The sequence below is a fragment of the Brucella pseudintermedia genome, assembly GCF_008932435.1.
Lineage (GTDB): Bacteria > Pseudomonadota > Alphaproteobacteria > Rhizobiales > Rhizobiaceae > Brucella > Brucella pseudintermedia.
The window spans coordinates 13351-27360 of the sequence record NZ_WBWE01000002.1; the positions used below are offsets into that span (position 1 = coordinate 13351).

Below are 14010 nucleotides of genomic sequence, written 5' to 3' on the forward strand. Positions count from 1 at the left end.
CGCCAGTCCGGCGGGCTTTTGGGGCTCAAAGCGGACGCGGATACTGTCTGTAGACTTTTTCGATGTCCTGCAGAACATCATCCGAGAGCTTGACCTGATAAGCCGCGATATCAGTCTTAAGCTGGTCCACGTTCGTCGCACCGATTATTGCCGACGTCATGAACGGACGCGTCAACGTAAAGGCGATAGCCATCTGAGCAATATCGAGGCCGTGCTTCTTGGCAACATCGATATACGCACGCACGGCTGGCTCCGAATGAATATTGTTACGCCAGAGGCCGCCTTCGGAAATGGCTGCGCGTGAACCGGCTGGCACTTTGCCACCGAGATATTTTCCGGTCAGCACGCCGGCGGCCAGCGTCGAATAGGCAAGCAATCCCACGTTTTCGCAGAGCGACAGTTCTGCCAGGTCAAAATCGAACTGGCGCTGCAATAGGCTATATTCATTCTGGATCGAGGCGACGCGCGGCAGGCCGTGCTGTTCGGCCAGACGAAGCCACTGCATTGTTCCCCAGGCTGTCTCATTGGAAAGGCCTATATGCCGGATCTTTCCGTCCCGAACCATGTCTCCAAGTCCGAGCAGAACATCATGCATCTGCTGGGTTTCTGCCGCTCCGTCCGTAGTAGAAGGATCGAAGGTCCAGCTTTGGCCAAAATGATAGTGCGCCCGCATCGGCCAATGGATTTGATAGAGGTCGATATAATCCGTCTGAAGCCGCTTCAAGCTATTTTCAACCGCTTCGCGGACACTGCTGCGGCTTGGCCTGGCACCATCCCGAATCCAGTCCTGCCTGCCACCGCCAGCGATCTTGCTCGCGAGCACAATCTTGTCGCGCTTTCCGGACTTTCTAAGCCAGGTACCGATATAGGTCTCTGTTTTGCCATAGCTTTCCGGGCTCATGGGGATCGCATATCCCTCGGCGGTATCAATGAAATTGATACCGGCATCGAGCGCAATGTCGAGCTGCTCATGAGCATCAGACTCGGTATTCTGTACGCCCCAAGTCATGGTACCGAGGCAAATTTCAGTTACAGTGAGGCCGGTACGGCCCAAGGGCTTCATTTTCACGAGATTTTCCGGATCGATTGTTCGCAACCGTGCGATATGAAAGTGGAGCCAATTGATAGCCCTGCTCGACTACGACTGACAAGCCTGTCACGAAATTTTTAAACCGGCCTACAGAAACCGCTCTGCCGAATAGGGTTTCGGATCAACAAACGGCTCTTCTCCGACAAGCATCTCGGCAAGCAAGCGCCCCGTCGCGGGCCCAAGCGTCAGGCCGTGATGAGCGTGGCCGAAATTGAACCATAGCCCCTTATGCTTCGGCGCTGCCCCGATGACCGGGCGCATGTCCGGCAGGCAAGGACGCAATCCAAGCCAGGGTGTGGTTTCAACAGCCTCGCCCAATTGGGGCACAAGCTTGCGGGCGATCTTCTCGGCTTTCCTCAGTTGAATAAAGTTTGCAGGTGCATTGGGCGAAGCGAACTCAATCCCGGTCGATAGCCGCACGCCCTGCACCATAGGTGCAAGAACATAGCCTGCTTCTTCGTCGACCACCGTGTGGCCGAGCCGTAAACCATCCTTCATGGTAAAGTGAAGATGATGACCGCGCTTTATGCCAAGTGGGATTGGATAGCCAAATTTCCTGAAAACAAGGCCAGACTGCGGACCGAGCGCCACGACCGCATCACGCGCCTGCACAATGCCGTTTTCGGTCGTGACCTGCCAGCCACCTGCTTCCGGTGCCAGGGTTGCAGCATCACCATGAAGGAAGACGCCGCCGTTTCTGACAAACAAATCGGCATAGGCTTTGACCACACCTCCAGGATTAACGACGGTCTTCGGATCGAGCCAATGAATGCCGCCAGCTACATCGCCAAGTGAGGTCTCTCGCGCGCGCAATGCTGTTTCATCCAGAATGTCATAGGACAGTTTGAAGCGTTGCAGATCGGGCAAACGGCGCACGGCTGCGTCGAATGCCGAAGACGTGCGAAACACTTCAATCCATCCTTGCGACCGGATCAATTTTTCACTGCCGGACTGGGCCACCAAGGCATCGTGCTCGCGGACGCTTGCCTCAATCAGGGGCAACATGGCATCCGTCGCGACCTTCAACCGCTCCGGCGAAGATTCTCTCCAATACTGAAACAGCCAACCTGCCATTTTCAGTATGTAAAACGCGTTATAGCGAACATCCGAACGGCGGTTCATGCCGTAGCGGACAAGCGTCCAGAAGCCTTGCGGGAACGAATAAGGTATGACGCTTGAACGCTCGATCAGACCTGCATTGCCGAAACTGGTGCCATTGCCGGGCTCGCTCTTGTCGATCAGGCACACCGAACGACCGCGCGCCTGCAAATGGAGTGCCGTGGACACACCGACAATACCCGCTCCCAGAACGATGACATCTTGTTGCTGAATCGGCATTTCCGGCATCCATAAAACCAAGAATAAACGCGCCGATTTCGGTCGGCGCGTTGTTGCTTACAGCAAAGAGCTGCGTCTATTACAAGCAATCAGTAGATGTCGAAATCGAAATATTTCTTCACAATCGTGGCATAGGTTCCATCGTCGCGAATTTTCTTGATTGCTGCGTTGAATTGTTCGCGCAGGTCGTCGTCGCCCTGACGAAGCGCAATTCCGGTATCGGTCTGCGTACCGGGGATATCACCAATAAGCTTGCAGCAATCCGCGCCGTCCCCCTTGATCCAATCCGAGATCGGGAACTTGTCAGAGACAACCGCATCGAGCCGTCCGTTTTTCAGGTCCGCATTGGCCTCATCGGCTGTTGGATAAAGCTTCACATCGGCTCCAGCCTTGCCATAAACATCTTCTGAATAGGTAGCCTGTGTAGTCGACCCTTGAGCGCCGATCGTCTTTCCCTTGAAGGCCTCCGCATCCAGGGATGTGATCGGGCTATCCTTTGGCACGGCCACGGAAAGCGGCGTCGAGTAATACTTGTCGGTAAAGGCGACTTCCTTCTTGCGCTCTTCCGTGATGCTCATCGACGCGATAACGGCATCGAATTTGTTCGACTTCAGGCCGGGGATCATCCCGTCCCAGTCGTTGGCGACGATGGTGCACTTGGCGTCCATCGCCTTGCACAGTGCGTTGGCAATTTCGACATCCAGCCCCTGAAGCGAACCGTCCGCCGCGACAAAGTTGAAAGGCGGGTAGGCACCTTCCGTTGCGATGCGGATTTCCTTCCATTCCTTGGCCTGCGCAGGCAAAGCAGCGATTAAGGATGCGACGCTCGCAAATAGGATGGCTTTCATCATAAACATTCCCCTTATTTCATTGTTATAATTATATTATTGGAAAATTACCCGTTCAGGGCAATGCTCCACCTCTTTGTGTCTTCCGACTGAAGCACCGGACGCTCCCAACTTCAAGGGAGCGCCCAATGAAATTTTGGCATCAATAGATGTCGAAATCGAAGTACTTCTTGCGGATCGTTTCGTAGGTACCGTCTTCGCGAATCTTCTTGATCGCCGCGTTGAACTGCTCGCGCAGATCATCATCGCCCTTGCGAAGGGCCACCGCGATCTTCGTTTCAGAACCCGGAATGTCGCCGAGGAACTTGCAGCAGTTTGCACCCTGCTTCTTCAACCAGTCGGCGGCGAGGAACTTGTCTGCAGCAATGGCGTCCAGACGGCCGCTTTCAAGGTCGGCGTTGGCTTCGTCTGCAGTTGGGTAGAGCTTCACGTCCGCACCCGCCTTGCTGTAGACATCGTCAGCATAGTTGCCCTGCGTGGTGCCGGCCTGCGCGCCAACCGTCTTTCCATCGAAAGCGGCTGGATCGAGCGAGGTAATATCGGAGTCCTTAGGAACGACAACAGCAAGCGGGGTCGTGTAGTAACGGTCCGTGAAAGCAACCTGTTTTTCACGCTCTTCGGTGATAGCCATCGAAGCAATGACTGCGTCGAACTTGTTGGCCTGCAAACCGGGAATCATACCGTCCCAGTCATTGGCGACGATCGTGCATTTCGCTTCCATCGCTTCGCAAAGTGCATTCGCGATATCAAGATCGAAACCTTCAAGCTTGCCGTCTGGAGACATGTAGTTGAACGGAGGATATGCGCCCTCGCTGGCGATACGGATTTCTTTCCATTCCTTCGCCTGAACAGGCAAAGCGAGAAAGACTGAGGCCAGACCGGCCAGCACAACTGATTTCAACATGACTTTCCTACTTTTTCAAAGCACACCGCGAACTTAGTGAGTTCGGACGCACAGATGGACATAATCAAGCGGACAAACATATTCCATCCACCAGTTTGAATCGGGCATTGCGCCTAAACGCGATCCTATTCAATTGCGACTTTGGTAGGGCAGAGATGGTCGCTACCAAAAACGCAAACGGGGCTTGCTGCGCACAAGCGCAACAAGCCCCTCATTCATGCGGCAGGAGCTATCAAGCAACCATACGTGCGCTATGGTCTTCCTGTGCATAGGCCTTGCCAAAGCGGTTCGCGAGGAATGCTTCGAGCGTAATGTCTTCCTGACGGATGAAGCCCTGCTGCGGAAGATCGCCCTTGGCGAGCATGTCAAGCACGGCGCAGATTGCCGAAGCCGTCGTGATCTGGATGCCCGAACGAATGATCTTGCCAACCGGAGCGGCGTAGACCTTATTTGCATAAGTTTCCTGAACCAGACGGCCATTCTTGGTGCCCGACACGGTCACGAAAATCACCACAACGTCCTGAAGGGTGGTCGGCAGTGCATTTTCGAAGATATCCTTGAGCACTTCACGACGATGACGCAGGCCAAGATCGTTGAGAAGCGCCTTCATCAGAGCGACGTGGCCCGGATAGCGAATGGTGCGGTAGTTCAGCGTGCGCACCTTGCCTTCCAGCGTTTCGCAGAGAGTGCCCAGACCGCCAGAAGTATTGAATGCTTCATAGGTGACGCCATCAAGCGAGAACTCTTCGCGCTCTTCAAGAGCAGGAACCTCGGTCAGTTCGCCGTTTACGATAGCTTCGCACGGCTCGATATATTCGTTGATGACACCGTCGGTGCTCCAGGTCAGGTTATAGTTCAGAGCGTTCGAAGGGTATTGCGGCAGAGCGCCGACGCGCATACGGACGCTGTCGAGCTTGTCGAAACGCTTTGCCAGATCATAGGCAACGATAGAAATGAAGCCCGGGGCAAGGCCGCACTGTGGAATGAAAGCCGTCTTGGCTGTCTTTGCCAGTTCCTTGACGCGGCGCGTGCTGGCCACGTCTTCGGTCAGGTCGAGATAATGCACGCCTGCCTTGGCCGCAGCTTCCGCGATACGGGTCGTCAGATGGAACGGAGCAGCGCTGAGCACGGCGAACTTGCCGGCTAGAGCGGCTTCGAGGGCCTTGGCATCTTCGATATCAAGTGCTTGCGTCTTGACTTCGGCGCCTGATTCCAGTGCATCAAGCTGTGCTTGAGAGCGGTCGACAACGGTGACAGCATACTCGCCCGTGGAAGCGAGAAGATCGGCAATGGTAGCACCGATTTTGCCTGCACCGACAACAACGATCTCTTTCATGTAAATTTCCCCTTGGAATGCAATTCGGATATGCAAGAATCGCATAGTTCCATGCAAAAAGAAGCATGCAAACTGACGATATGACGTTGTTTGTTTGTACATATTGACGTATCTAATACGCATTATGACGACAGAAGCCGATCTTACGCTTATCGCCCTCCTCCGTGAAAATGCCCGAGCCTCGACAGCCGACCTGGCAAGGCGGCTCGGAGTATCCCGAACCACGGTCCAAAGCCGTATCGAGAAGCTCGAAAAGCGAGGCGTTATTGAGGGGTATACGGTGCGAATCGCACCGGAATTCGAACGTGATCTGGTGCGCGCCCACGTGTTGGTTACAGCTCTTCCGAAGCTCGCGCCGAAAGTCGAAACAGCGTTGCGCAGCATGATGGCGGTCCGCTCGCTTCATTCCGTCAGTGGACATTTCGATATGATCGTTGTCGTGGAAGCTCCATCCATACAGGAACTCGATGCTGTTCTGGATCGCATAGGTGCGCTGGAAGGCGTCGAGCGCACAATGTCGTCCATCATCCTCTCCACACGTATTGATCGCTAAGGCGCACCAACAGTACAGTAGCTGACGAAATTTCCGGCGACCTTTAGAGCGCATGCCGAAAGAGCGCCGATCTGATCCAGTCAGATCGAAACGCGCGCTAGGTGGAGACTACCTCGCCCATGCGCTTTCGGCGAAAGAGCATCGCTGCCAGTCCCAGAAGCACGGTGCCTGCAATAAACAGGAAGGCTGCGGCAGCGATAGCCGGGCTGATATTCTCTCGAATTGTCGAAAACATCTGACGCGCCAAGGTACGCTGGTTTGGACCCGCGACGAACAGCGTGAGCACGACCTCGTCGAGGGAGGTGGCAAATGCCAGCACGGCACCCGAGGCGATGCCCGGCATGGCAAGCGGAAGCGTGATTTTTCGAAACACGGTGAGGGGTGACGCGCCAAGGCTTTCGGCTGCCAGTTCGACACGCCTGTCGATACCGCTCAGAGCGCCTGTAACGCTCACCAGAACAAAGGGGATAGAAATCACTGTGTGAGCGACGATCACGCCAAGATATGAATTCGCTATGCCCAGCCGCACGAACAGCAATTGCATGCCCACACCCAACACAACGGCGGGAACGACCATTGGCAACAGGAACAGGATCTTAACGGGACCGGAAAGGAACAATATCCTGCTGCGCAAGCCAAGCGCGGCCATCGTTCCCAGTACGGTTGCCAAAATCATTGTCCCTGAACCGATGATGAGGCTGTTGACAATCGCTCGGCGCCAGACGTCCGCTGTGGCGAGTTCCTCGAACCAGCGTGCTGACCAGCCGGGGACCGGATAGGTCAGAAACACGCTTGATGTGAAGGCTAGCGGAAGGATGGCAAACAAAGGTGCGATCAGAAAGGTTACCGCGGCTACGCCGAAAATGATTTTTGCAAAGCGCCCCATCTTCATGCCCCCCGGGGATCGTCGGCGGTGAGCCGTCCGTAGACCGCGTAAAGTATCAGACAGGCCATGAGCAACACGAGCCCAAGTGCGCCAGCCATGCCCCAATTGGCCGAACCGGTTGCGTAATAAGCGATAATCGAGCTTATCATCTGGTCGCCCGGCCCACCGATCAAGGCGGGGGTGATATAGTAGCCAATCGCGCTCATGAATACGAGTAACATGCCGGACACGATACCGCGCATACTCAATGGAAGCAGCACCCGCAGGAACGCTTTCCACGGCGGCGCGCCAAGAGATGCGGCTGCGGGCATCAGATTGCCGGGGATAGATACAAGCACGCTATAAATCGGAAGCACCATGAATGGCAGAAGCACATGTGTCATGGCTATCACCACACCTGCCCTGTTGAAGATCAAGGGAAAGGGCGTATCGGTAATGCCGAGCCAGATCAGCGTATCGTTGATGAGGCCCTTGTCCTGCAGAAGAATGAACCACGCAGCGGTTCGCACCAGCAGTGATGTCCAGAGCGGCAGCAAAACGGCAGCAAACAGCACGCTTTTGATCCAGCCCGTAGATGATGCCAGCAGGACCGCATAGGGATAACCAATCGCTGCGCATGCCAATGTTACCAGCGCGGCAATCCAGAAAGTACGCAGCATAATCGCCCGATTGGCCGATGTGCCGGGCGCCATGGAAACAATTTCACCGGATGCGGAACGTTCCATATCGACAGCGGCAAGCAGGTTGCGATCAGTTGTCGGAGAAAGCGCATTGGCAATCGCCCGCCAGAACTCAGGCCGGCTCCAACGCTTGTCGATCGTCACGAGATCTGGAACGGGGTCACCCTTTTCGATAGCTGAAAGCGTTTTGCTCATCAACGTGCGAAAGCCGGATTGAGCGCTGTTCAGACGGCGAACCATATCTCCTATCGCCTGTTGATCCGTCGAGGACTTCAGGTCCGCTACAAGGGCCTGTTTCATATCGATTGAGGGTTCCGATTGTCCGTCCCAAAGACTTACAGCGTCGGCTGTTTTGGGAAGAATACGCAATACCGCCGTATCGGATACGGCTTGCTTCATCATCACCCCGAGCGGCCACAGGAAAAACAGGGCTATAAAGACGACCAAAGGCGCGATCAGAAACATCGCACGAACAGTTTTGGCGGAAAAAACCGTCATGTGGCGATAGTCCAGCAGTCAGCCGCATTGAAACCGGCGACGACCTCGGTGCCGGGTGCCCATTCGCGCGCCTTTCTGTCGAGCCGCACGATGAAATCGTGAGCACTGCCATCAAGCTGAATACGAAGATGATCTCCTTGATAGACGCTATCAATCACGCGCGTTCGCAGAATATTATCTGAATCGGTCTCGCGTCCAAGCTCAATACGTTCGGGGCGGATGGACAGGAGCACCTTCTGCCCCGCTGCCAACGCTCCCCTTGATGATGCGGTCAGCGTCCCGCCATCGTTCAAACGTATAAATGCGCTGGTGCCTTCCACTCGCTCAATCGTTCCTTCAGCGAGGTTGGTTTCGCCGATGAACTCGGCGACAAAACGTGTCTGCGGCTCGTCATAGATCGCCCGCGGCGTGCCAATCTGTTCGATTTTTCCTTTGTTGAAAACAGCGATCCGGTCCGACATGGTCAGCGCTTCGCTTTGATCATGGGTGACGAAGACAATCGTCAGTCCCAACCGGCTATGCAGCGCACGGATGTCGAGTTGCATCTGCTCACGCAACTGCTTGTCGAGAGCACCGAGGGGTTCGTCCATCAGGACGACTCCCGGTTCGAAAACCAGCGCGCGAGCAAGCGCCACCCGCTGTTGTTGTCCACCGGACAGTTGTGAGGGCTTGCGTTCGCGCATTGCGGAAAGCTGCACCATATCGAGCACCTTATCCACCAGCTTGCCGATCTCGCCCTTTCCGATACCGCGCATCTGCAGTGGAAAAGCAACGTTCTCGCCAACTGTCATGTGAGGAAAAAGCGCATAGTTCTGAAAAACCACCCCCATGTTACGCTTGTACGAAGGAACCCCATTGATGGGTTTTCCATCGACATAAATCGTCCCGCTGCTCGGGTTTTCAAACCCGGCAAGCATCATCAGAAGCGTGGTCTTGCCTGAACCCGATGGACCGAGCAGGCTCACGAATTCGCCCTTGCTTATATCCAGGTCCAAACCGTCTATAACTTTGAAGTCACCGTAGGATTTACTGATATTCTCGAAGCGGATGCGGCAGTCCGTCAATGAATCACTCCATCTTCCCGAAAACAGGAAAACTCCGCCGGTGTTGCGCCGGCGGGGTCAAAAGTGCGAATTATTGCGCGAGCCAAGCGTTGAAGCGCTTCGTTAATTCTTCGGAATTGTCGATCCAGAAATCGACATCGAGCGGAAGAGCATCTTTCAGATTGGCTTCCGCCGTCGGAAGATCGGATGCGAACTCCGCGGGCACTTTGCTTGCAGCCTCCTTGTTCGGCAGGCCGTAAGCCACATATTTCGGCAATTTCACCTGATTGTCGGGCTGGCTGGCAAAAGCAATGAAATCTAGTCCCGCATCCTTGTTTTCGGCGTCTTTGAGGATCACCCAACTGTCGACAGCATAGATGCTGCCCGGCCAGACCACCTTGAAGTTCTTGCCTTCGCTCCTGTTAATGCCAGTGATGCGCCCGTTATAAGCCGACGCCATCACCACTTCATCCGAGGCAAGCAATTGCAGCGGCTGCGCTCCTGCTTCCCACCAGACGATATTCGGCTTCAGTTCATCGAGCTTCTTGAATGCGCGATCCACGCCTTCCGGTGTCGAGAGAACGTCGTAAACTTCGTCCTTGCTAACCCCGTCCGCAAGAAGTGCGAATTCAAGTGTATATTTGGCGCCTTTGCGCAAGGAACGCTTGCCCGGAAACTTTTTCACATCCCAGAAATCGGCCCAGGATTGCGGGCCATCTTTCAGCTTGTCCGCATTATAAGCGATTGCTGTCGACCACACGATCGCGCCGACACCGCAATCATTGACCGCACTGTCGAGAAACTTGTCCTTGCCACCCAGCTTGTCCCAATCAATCTTTTCGTAAAGACCGTCCGCGCAACCGAGGGCCAGTTCTTCCGCCTCGACCTGCACGACATCCCAATTGGGCTTTCCTGCTTTCACCTTGGCCTGAATGACACCATAACCGCCGTCCCACGACTCATCCAGTAACGGCCTGCCGATCTTTTCTGAGAAGGGCTTGAAGTAAATTTCTCGTTGGGCATCCTGATAGTTGCCGCCCCAGGAAACGACAGTCAGATCGCGGGCGGCCGCAGAGCCTGTATAGAATGCAGTTGCGAGGAGTCCCCCCATGAGGGCAAGGCGAGCAATTTTCATCGAAATGTTCCCATTTTGGATCGACGGGTTGTTCCCGACGTTGTTGTAATGGGTCATGCTAGCTTGATCATTAGCCGCGGGCAATATTGTAGTGGCCCCAGCATGCAAAAGTATTATCCACTTTTCAGGAGATGACAAATCCGGGCGAAACATCCGGATTTGCCATTCATGCACATTCAAACGCGTTCAAGCGCAAGGGCGATCCCCTGCCCCACACCTATACACATCGTTGCAAGGGCAAATTTGCCGCCATTGATCGAGAGTTCGAGCGCCGCCGTCCCTGCGATGCGTGCGCCGGACATGCCGAGTGGATGTCCAAGAGCAATCGCACCACCGTTCGGATTGACACGTTTGTCATCGTCGGCAATTCCGAGATCGCGCAATACTGCCAGCCCTTGCGATGCAAATGCCTCGTTGAGCTCGATCACGTCGAACGCATCGGTCGCAATGCCGGTACGGGCAGAAAGCTTCCGCGTCGCCGGTGCTGGACCAATACCCATAATGCGGGGAGGAACACCAGCCGCAGCGCCGCCAACAATGCGAGCAATCGGCGTGAGGCTATATTGTTTGATAGCCGCCTCTGACGCGACGATCAGCGCCGCCGCTCCATCATTTACACCTGAAGCGTTGCCTGCCGTCACAGTGCCGCCCTCGCGGAACGGTGTGCCGAGCTTTGCCAACGCTTCCAGGCTCGTGGCGCGCGGGTGCTCGTCTCGGTCCACGATGACCGGCTCCCCCTTGCGCTGTGGGATGGTGACGGGCACGATCTCCCTTGCTAGGCGTCCATTTTCTTGCGCGGCTGCCGCCTTTTCCTGACTGCGGAGTGCAAATGCATCCTGATCCTGACGCGAGACGTTGAAATCCTCAGCAACATTCTCACCCGTTTCCGGCATGGAATCCACGCCGTACTGCTTTTTCATCAAAGGATTGATGAACCGCCAGCCAATGGTCGTATCGAAGATTTCCGCCTTGCGCGAAAACGCGCTGTCCGCCTTCGGCATGACTAAAGGTGCGCGGCTCATGCTTTCCACACCTCCAGCGATGATAAGTTCAGCATCGCCTGCCTTGATTGCGCGTGCGGCCGTTATGACAGCGTCCATGCCCGAGCCGCAGAGACGGTTGATTGTCGTTCCTGACACCCCGACCGGCAGACCCGCCAGCAACAGCGACATGCGCGCCACATTGCGGTTGTCTTCCCCGGCCTGATTGGCCGAACCGAAAATGACGTCGTCGACAGCTTCCCAATCAATGGAGCCATTTCGCTCCATAAGCGCTCTCAGTGGGACCGCACCAAGATCGTCGGCACGAATCGATGAAAGCGCGCCACCGTAGCGACCGATTGGCGTGCGTATATAATCGCAGATATAGGCTTCACTCATCGTATGCCCTCACAGTTCCGGAACAACGAGATCGGCAACCGGCCCCTCCACATGGAGTTTCGCGCCGGTCATGCCCTGAAGGTCTTCCAAAGTCATGGAAGCCAGTTTTTCACGCAGCACAAAACGCCCCTTGTCGATATCGATCACGGCGTGGCTGGTATAGACGCGGGTGATACAAGCGACGCCGGTCAGTGGAAAAGTGCACTTTTCGACCAGCTTCGGCTCGCCATTCTTCGTCACATGTTCGGTGATGACGACGACCTGCTTCGCGCCGTGCACAAGATCCATCGCACCGCCGACGGCTGGCACTCCCTTGGCGCCTACTCGCCAGTTGGCGAGATCGCCATTCTGGGCAACTTGATATGCACCAAGGATTGCCACATCCAGATGGCCACCGCGCACCATTGCGAAGCTGTCGGCGTGGTGGAAGAAAGCCGCGCCGGGCTTCAGCGTGACCGCCTTCTTGCCAGCATTGATCAGATCCCAATCTTCCTGCCCCTGCGGCGGCGCTTCGCCGAAATCCAGTATGCCGTTTTCCGTATGGAAAATCGCCTCGCGGCCTTCCGGTTGGTAGCGGGCCACCATCTCAGGAAAACCAATACCGAGATTTACATATGCACCATCCTGAATATCCTGTGCGGCACGCCAGGCGATCTGGGCGTTGGACAGTTTGATTTCGTCATGGATATCGCTCATCATGCGTAGGTTACCCCCGCGCGAATAAGTTCTTCTTCCTGCTTCGGATTTGCAACTTCAACGAGGCTATCAACGAAGATGCCCGGCGTGATGACATTTTCCGGCTCAATGCCGCCGAGCGGAACAATTTGCGATACCTGCACAATGGTTTTTGCCGCAGCCATACACATGAGCGGATTGAAATTACGCGCAGCCATGCGGTAGGTCAGGTTGCCATGCTTGTCGCCTAGATGTGCTTTGATGAGCGCGAAATCGGCCTTCAACCAGCGCTCCTGCACATAAGGCCGCCCGTCAAATTCAGCTATAGCCTTGCCTTCGGCCAACTCCGTGCCGTAGGCCGTCGGGGTATAGAACGCCGGGATACCTGCGCCACCTGCACGAATGCGCTCGGCAAGTGTTCCCTGTGGCACCAGTTCCAGCTCAATGTCACCCGCCATATATTTTTCCGTGAAGGCGCGCGGATCGGACGAACGGGGGAACGAGCAGATCATCTTCCGAACCATGCCCGCCTCGATCATGGCAGCAATGCCAATGCTCCCATTGCCAGCATTGTTATTGATCACGGTCAGGTTTTTCGACCCTTTGTCGATCAGCGCATGAATGAGTTCGATCGGCGCGCCAGAGCCGCCAAATCCTCCTATCATGACGGTCGTGCCATCGTTTATCCCCGCGACTGCATCCGCCAAACTTCCAATTGTTTTGTCCATTTCGCCTCCATACCGGAACGCTCGGTTTCGCACCAAGCGTCTCCAGCCTCAAACGCACTCAAGTTAGTCGCCCCATCAACCGTGGGTCAAAACATTTTGTGCGTTATTTGACATTTGTTCATATATCGCACAAAATGGCTGCGGCATTGAGGAGGCTTCATGCGTGGAACGGATTTCATCGGCGGCTTTGCCAAAGGATTGAAGGTTATCGAAGCGTTCGGCGAAAATCAGCCACGTCTTTCGATCGCTGACGTTTCAAAGATCACTGGTCTCGACCGCGCAACAGCGCGGCGATGTCTGCTCACGCTCGCTGAATTGGGCTATGCCGAATATGACGGCAAGTTTTTCATGCTGCTGCCCAAAATTCTTCGACTCGGCCATGCCTATCTCTCTTCGACGCCGTTGCCGACGATCATTCAGCCGCATCTTGACCGGCTGGCCGACGCAGTGGGCGAGAGTGCGTCAGCATCCGTTCTGGATGGAACGGAAATTGTATACATCGCACGCGCCTCGCAGATGCGTGTCATGTCCATTAACCTGATGGCCGGAAGCAGGCTTCCAGCGTATTGCGCTTCGATGGGGCGTGTACTTCTTGCCTGGCTTCACGAAGCCGAAGCACTGGCAATTCTGGAACGCACCGGACGGAAAGCGCTGACGCCATTTACGAAAGTGACAATAGACCAATTGATGGCGGAACTGTCCGTTATTCGTGGCCAAGGTTATGCAATCAACGACCAGGAGTTGGAGCTCGGACTGCGTTCCATTGCCGTGCCAGTCTTCAATCATAGAGGCTTGGTGGTTGCAGCACTCAATATCGGGGCACCGGTAGCTCACGTCGAAACGGACGATCTGGTCGAACGCTTTTTGCCCGCCATGTTGCAGGTTCAGTCGGACCTGCGAAGCTTGCTGAGATGAAC

14 protein-coding genes are annotated in these 14010 nt (G+C 55.3%); 2 read left to right on the forward strand and 12 right to left on the reverse strand.

The window, feature by feature from the left end:
• Positions 1-25 precede the first annotated feature (25 nt).
• The 5 genes from F9K78_RS02625 to F9K78_RS02645 all read right to left on the reverse strand — a co-directional run bounded on the left by F9K78_RS02625 (position 26) and on the right by F9K78_RS02645 (position 5516).
• Positions 26-1063 carry an aldo/keto reductase gene (locus tag F9K78_RS02625; RefSeq protein ID WP_121985378.1) on the reverse strand — a complete coding sequence of 346 codons (1038 nt, stop codon included), beginning with the start codon at positions 1061-1063 and terminating at the stop codon, positions 26-28.
• A gap of 114 nt (positions 1064-1177) precedes the next feature.
• Entirely contained in the window at positions 1178-2428 is a 1251-nt protein-coding gene (locus tag F9K78_RS02630; protein ID WP_121985403.1) for an NAD(P)/FAD-dependent oxidoreductase, read from the reverse strand.
• 89 nt (positions 2429-2517) lie between these two features.
• Positions 2518-3279, reverse strand: coding sequence for an ABC transporter substrate-binding protein (locus F9K78_RS02635; protein WP_121981487.1), 762 nt, complete (start codon positions 3277-3279; stop codon positions 2518-2520).
• Between the two features lie 139 nt (positions 3280-3418).
• Positions 3419-4180, reverse strand: coding sequence for an ABC transporter substrate-binding protein (locus tag F9K78_RS02640; RefSeq protein ID WP_121985377.1), 762 nt, complete (start codon positions 4178-4180; stop codon positions 3419-3421).
• A gap of 232 nt (positions 4181-4412) precedes the next feature.
• Entirely contained in the window at positions 4413-5516 is a 1104-nt protein-coding gene (locus tag F9K78_RS02645; protein WP_121985376.1) for a saccharopine dehydrogenase family protein, read from the reverse strand.
• Between the two features lie 124 nt (positions 5517-5640).
• On the opposite strand from F9K78_RS02645, the gene F9K78_RS02650 reads away from it, so the two are divergent.
• A complete protein-coding gene (locus tag F9K78_RS02650) occupies positions 5641-6069 on the forward strand; it encodes an Lrp/AsnC family transcriptional regulator (protein WP_162929814.1) in 429 nt (142 codons plus the stop codon).
• Positions 6070-6166: 97 nt separating this feature from the next.
• Here the strand turns inward: F9K78_RS02650 and F9K78_RS02655 are convergent, their stop codons facing one another.
• From F9K78_RS02655 to F9K78_RS02685, 7 genes are all read right to left on the reverse strand, one after another.
• The gene (locus tag F9K78_RS02655) at positions 6167-6955 is read right to left on the reverse strand and encodes an ABC transporter permease (protein WP_121985375.1); all 789 of its coding nucleotides are present in this window, start codon (positions 6953-6955) and stop codon (positions 6167-6169) included.
• Positions 6956-6957: 2 nt separating this feature from the next.
• Entirely contained in the window at positions 6958-8133 is a 1176-nt protein-coding gene (locus tag F9K78_RS02660; protein ID WP_121985374.1) for an ABC transporter permease, read from the reverse strand.
• The gene (locus F9K78_RS02665) at positions 8130-9197 is read right to left on the reverse strand and encodes an ABC transporter ATP-binding protein (RefSeq protein ID WP_121985373.1); all 1068 of its coding nucleotides are present in this window, start codon (positions 9195-9197) and stop codon (positions 8130-8132) included. The genes F9K78_RS02660 and F9K78_RS02665 overlap by 4 nt, the downstream gene beginning before the upstream one ends.
• Before the next feature lie 70 nt (positions 9198-9267).
• Positions 9268-10311, reverse strand: a complete 1044-nt coding sequence (locus tag F9K78_RS02670) for an ABC transporter substrate-binding protein (protein WP_121985372.1) — start codon at positions 10309-10311, stop codon at positions 9268-9270.
• A gap of 176 nt (positions 10312-10487) precedes the next feature.
• Positions 10488-11690 (reverse strand): 3-oxoadipyl-CoA thiolase, encoded by a 1203-nt coding sequence (gene pcaF / locus F9K78_RS02675; protein ID WP_121985371.1) that lies wholly within the window; start codon positions 11688-11690, stop codon positions 10488-10490.
• Between the two features lie 9 nt (positions 11691-11699).
• Positions 11700-12389 (reverse strand): CoA transferase subunit B, encoded by a 690-nt coding sequence (locus tag F9K78_RS02680; RefSeq protein ID WP_121985370.1) that lies wholly within the window; start codon positions 12387-12389, stop codon positions 11700-11702.
• Positions 12386-13093: a 3-oxoacid CoA-transferase subunit A gene (locus F9K78_RS02685; protein WP_121985369.1), complete on the reverse strand. Its 708-nt coding sequence runs from the start codon at positions 13091-13093 to the stop codon at positions 12386-12388. Before F9K78_RS02685 ends, F9K78_RS02680 begins: the two co-directional genes overlap by 4 nt.
• Positions 13094-13252: 159 nt before the next feature.
• On the opposite strand from F9K78_RS02685, the gene F9K78_RS02690 reads away from it, so the two are divergent.
• Positions 13253-14008 (forward strand): IclR family transcriptional regulator, encoded by a 756-nt coding sequence (locus F9K78_RS02690; RefSeq protein WP_121985368.1) that lies wholly within the window; start codon positions 13253-13255, stop codon positions 14006-14008.
• Positions 14009-14010: the final 2 nt, after the last annotated feature.

What these genes read in the sequence shown, in the direction of transcription:
- F9K78_RS02625 (WP_121985378.1), bottom strand. Translation starts at nt 1,063, where the DNA reads ATGAAGCCCTTGGGCCGTACCGGCCTCACTGTAACTGAAATTTGCCTC.
- F9K78_RS02630 (WP_121985403.1), bottom strand. Translation starts at nt 2,428, where the DNA reads ATGCCGATTCAGCAACAAGATGTCATCGTTCTGGGAGCGGGTATTGTC.
- F9K78_RS02635 (WP_121981487.1), bottom strand. Translation starts at nt 3,279, where the DNA reads ATGATGAAAGCCATCCTATTTGCGAGCGTCGCATCCTTAATCGCTGCT.
- F9K78_RS02640 (WP_121985377.1), bottom strand. Translation starts at nt 4,180, where the DNA reads ATGTTGAAATCAGTTGTGCTGGCCGGTCTGGCCTCAGTCTTTCTCGCT.
- F9K78_RS02645 (WP_121985376.1), bottom strand. Translation starts at nt 5,516, where the DNA reads ATGAAAGAGATCGTTGTTGTCGGTGCAGGCAAAATCGGTGCTACCATT.
- F9K78_RS02650 (WP_162929814.1), top strand. Translation starts at nt 5,641, where the DNA reads ATGACGACAGAAGCCGATCTTACGCTTATCGCCCTCCTCCGTGAAAAT.
- F9K78_RS02655 (WP_121985375.1), bottom strand. Translation starts at nt 6,955, where the DNA reads ATGGGGCGCTTTGCAAAAATCATTTTCGGCGTAGCCGCGGTAACCTTT.
- F9K78_RS02660 (WP_121985374.1), bottom strand. Translation starts at nt 8,133, where the DNA reads ATGACGGTTTTTTCCGCCAAAACTGTTCGTGCGATGTTTCTGATCGCG.
- F9K78_RS02670 (WP_121985372.1), bottom strand. Translation starts at nt 10,311, where the DNA reads ATGAAAATTGCTCGCCTTGCCCTCATGGGGGGACTCCTCGCAACTGCA.
- pcaF (WP_121985371.1), bottom strand. Translation starts at nt 11,690, where the DNA reads ATGAGTGAAGCCTATATCTGCGATTATATACGCACGCCAATCGGTCGC.
- F9K78_RS02680 (WP_121985370.1), bottom strand. Translation starts at nt 12,389, where the DNA reads ATGATGAGCGATATCCATGACGAAATCAAACTGTCCAACGCCCAGATC.
- F9K78_RS02685 (WP_121985369.1), bottom strand. Translation starts at nt 13,093, where the DNA reads ATGGACAAAACAATTGGAAGTTTGGCGGATGCAGTCGCGGGGATAAAC.
- F9K78_RS02690 (WP_121985368.1), top strand. Translation starts at nt 13,253, where the DNA reads ATGCGTGGAACGGATTTCATCGGCGGCTTTGCCAAAGGATTGAAGGTT.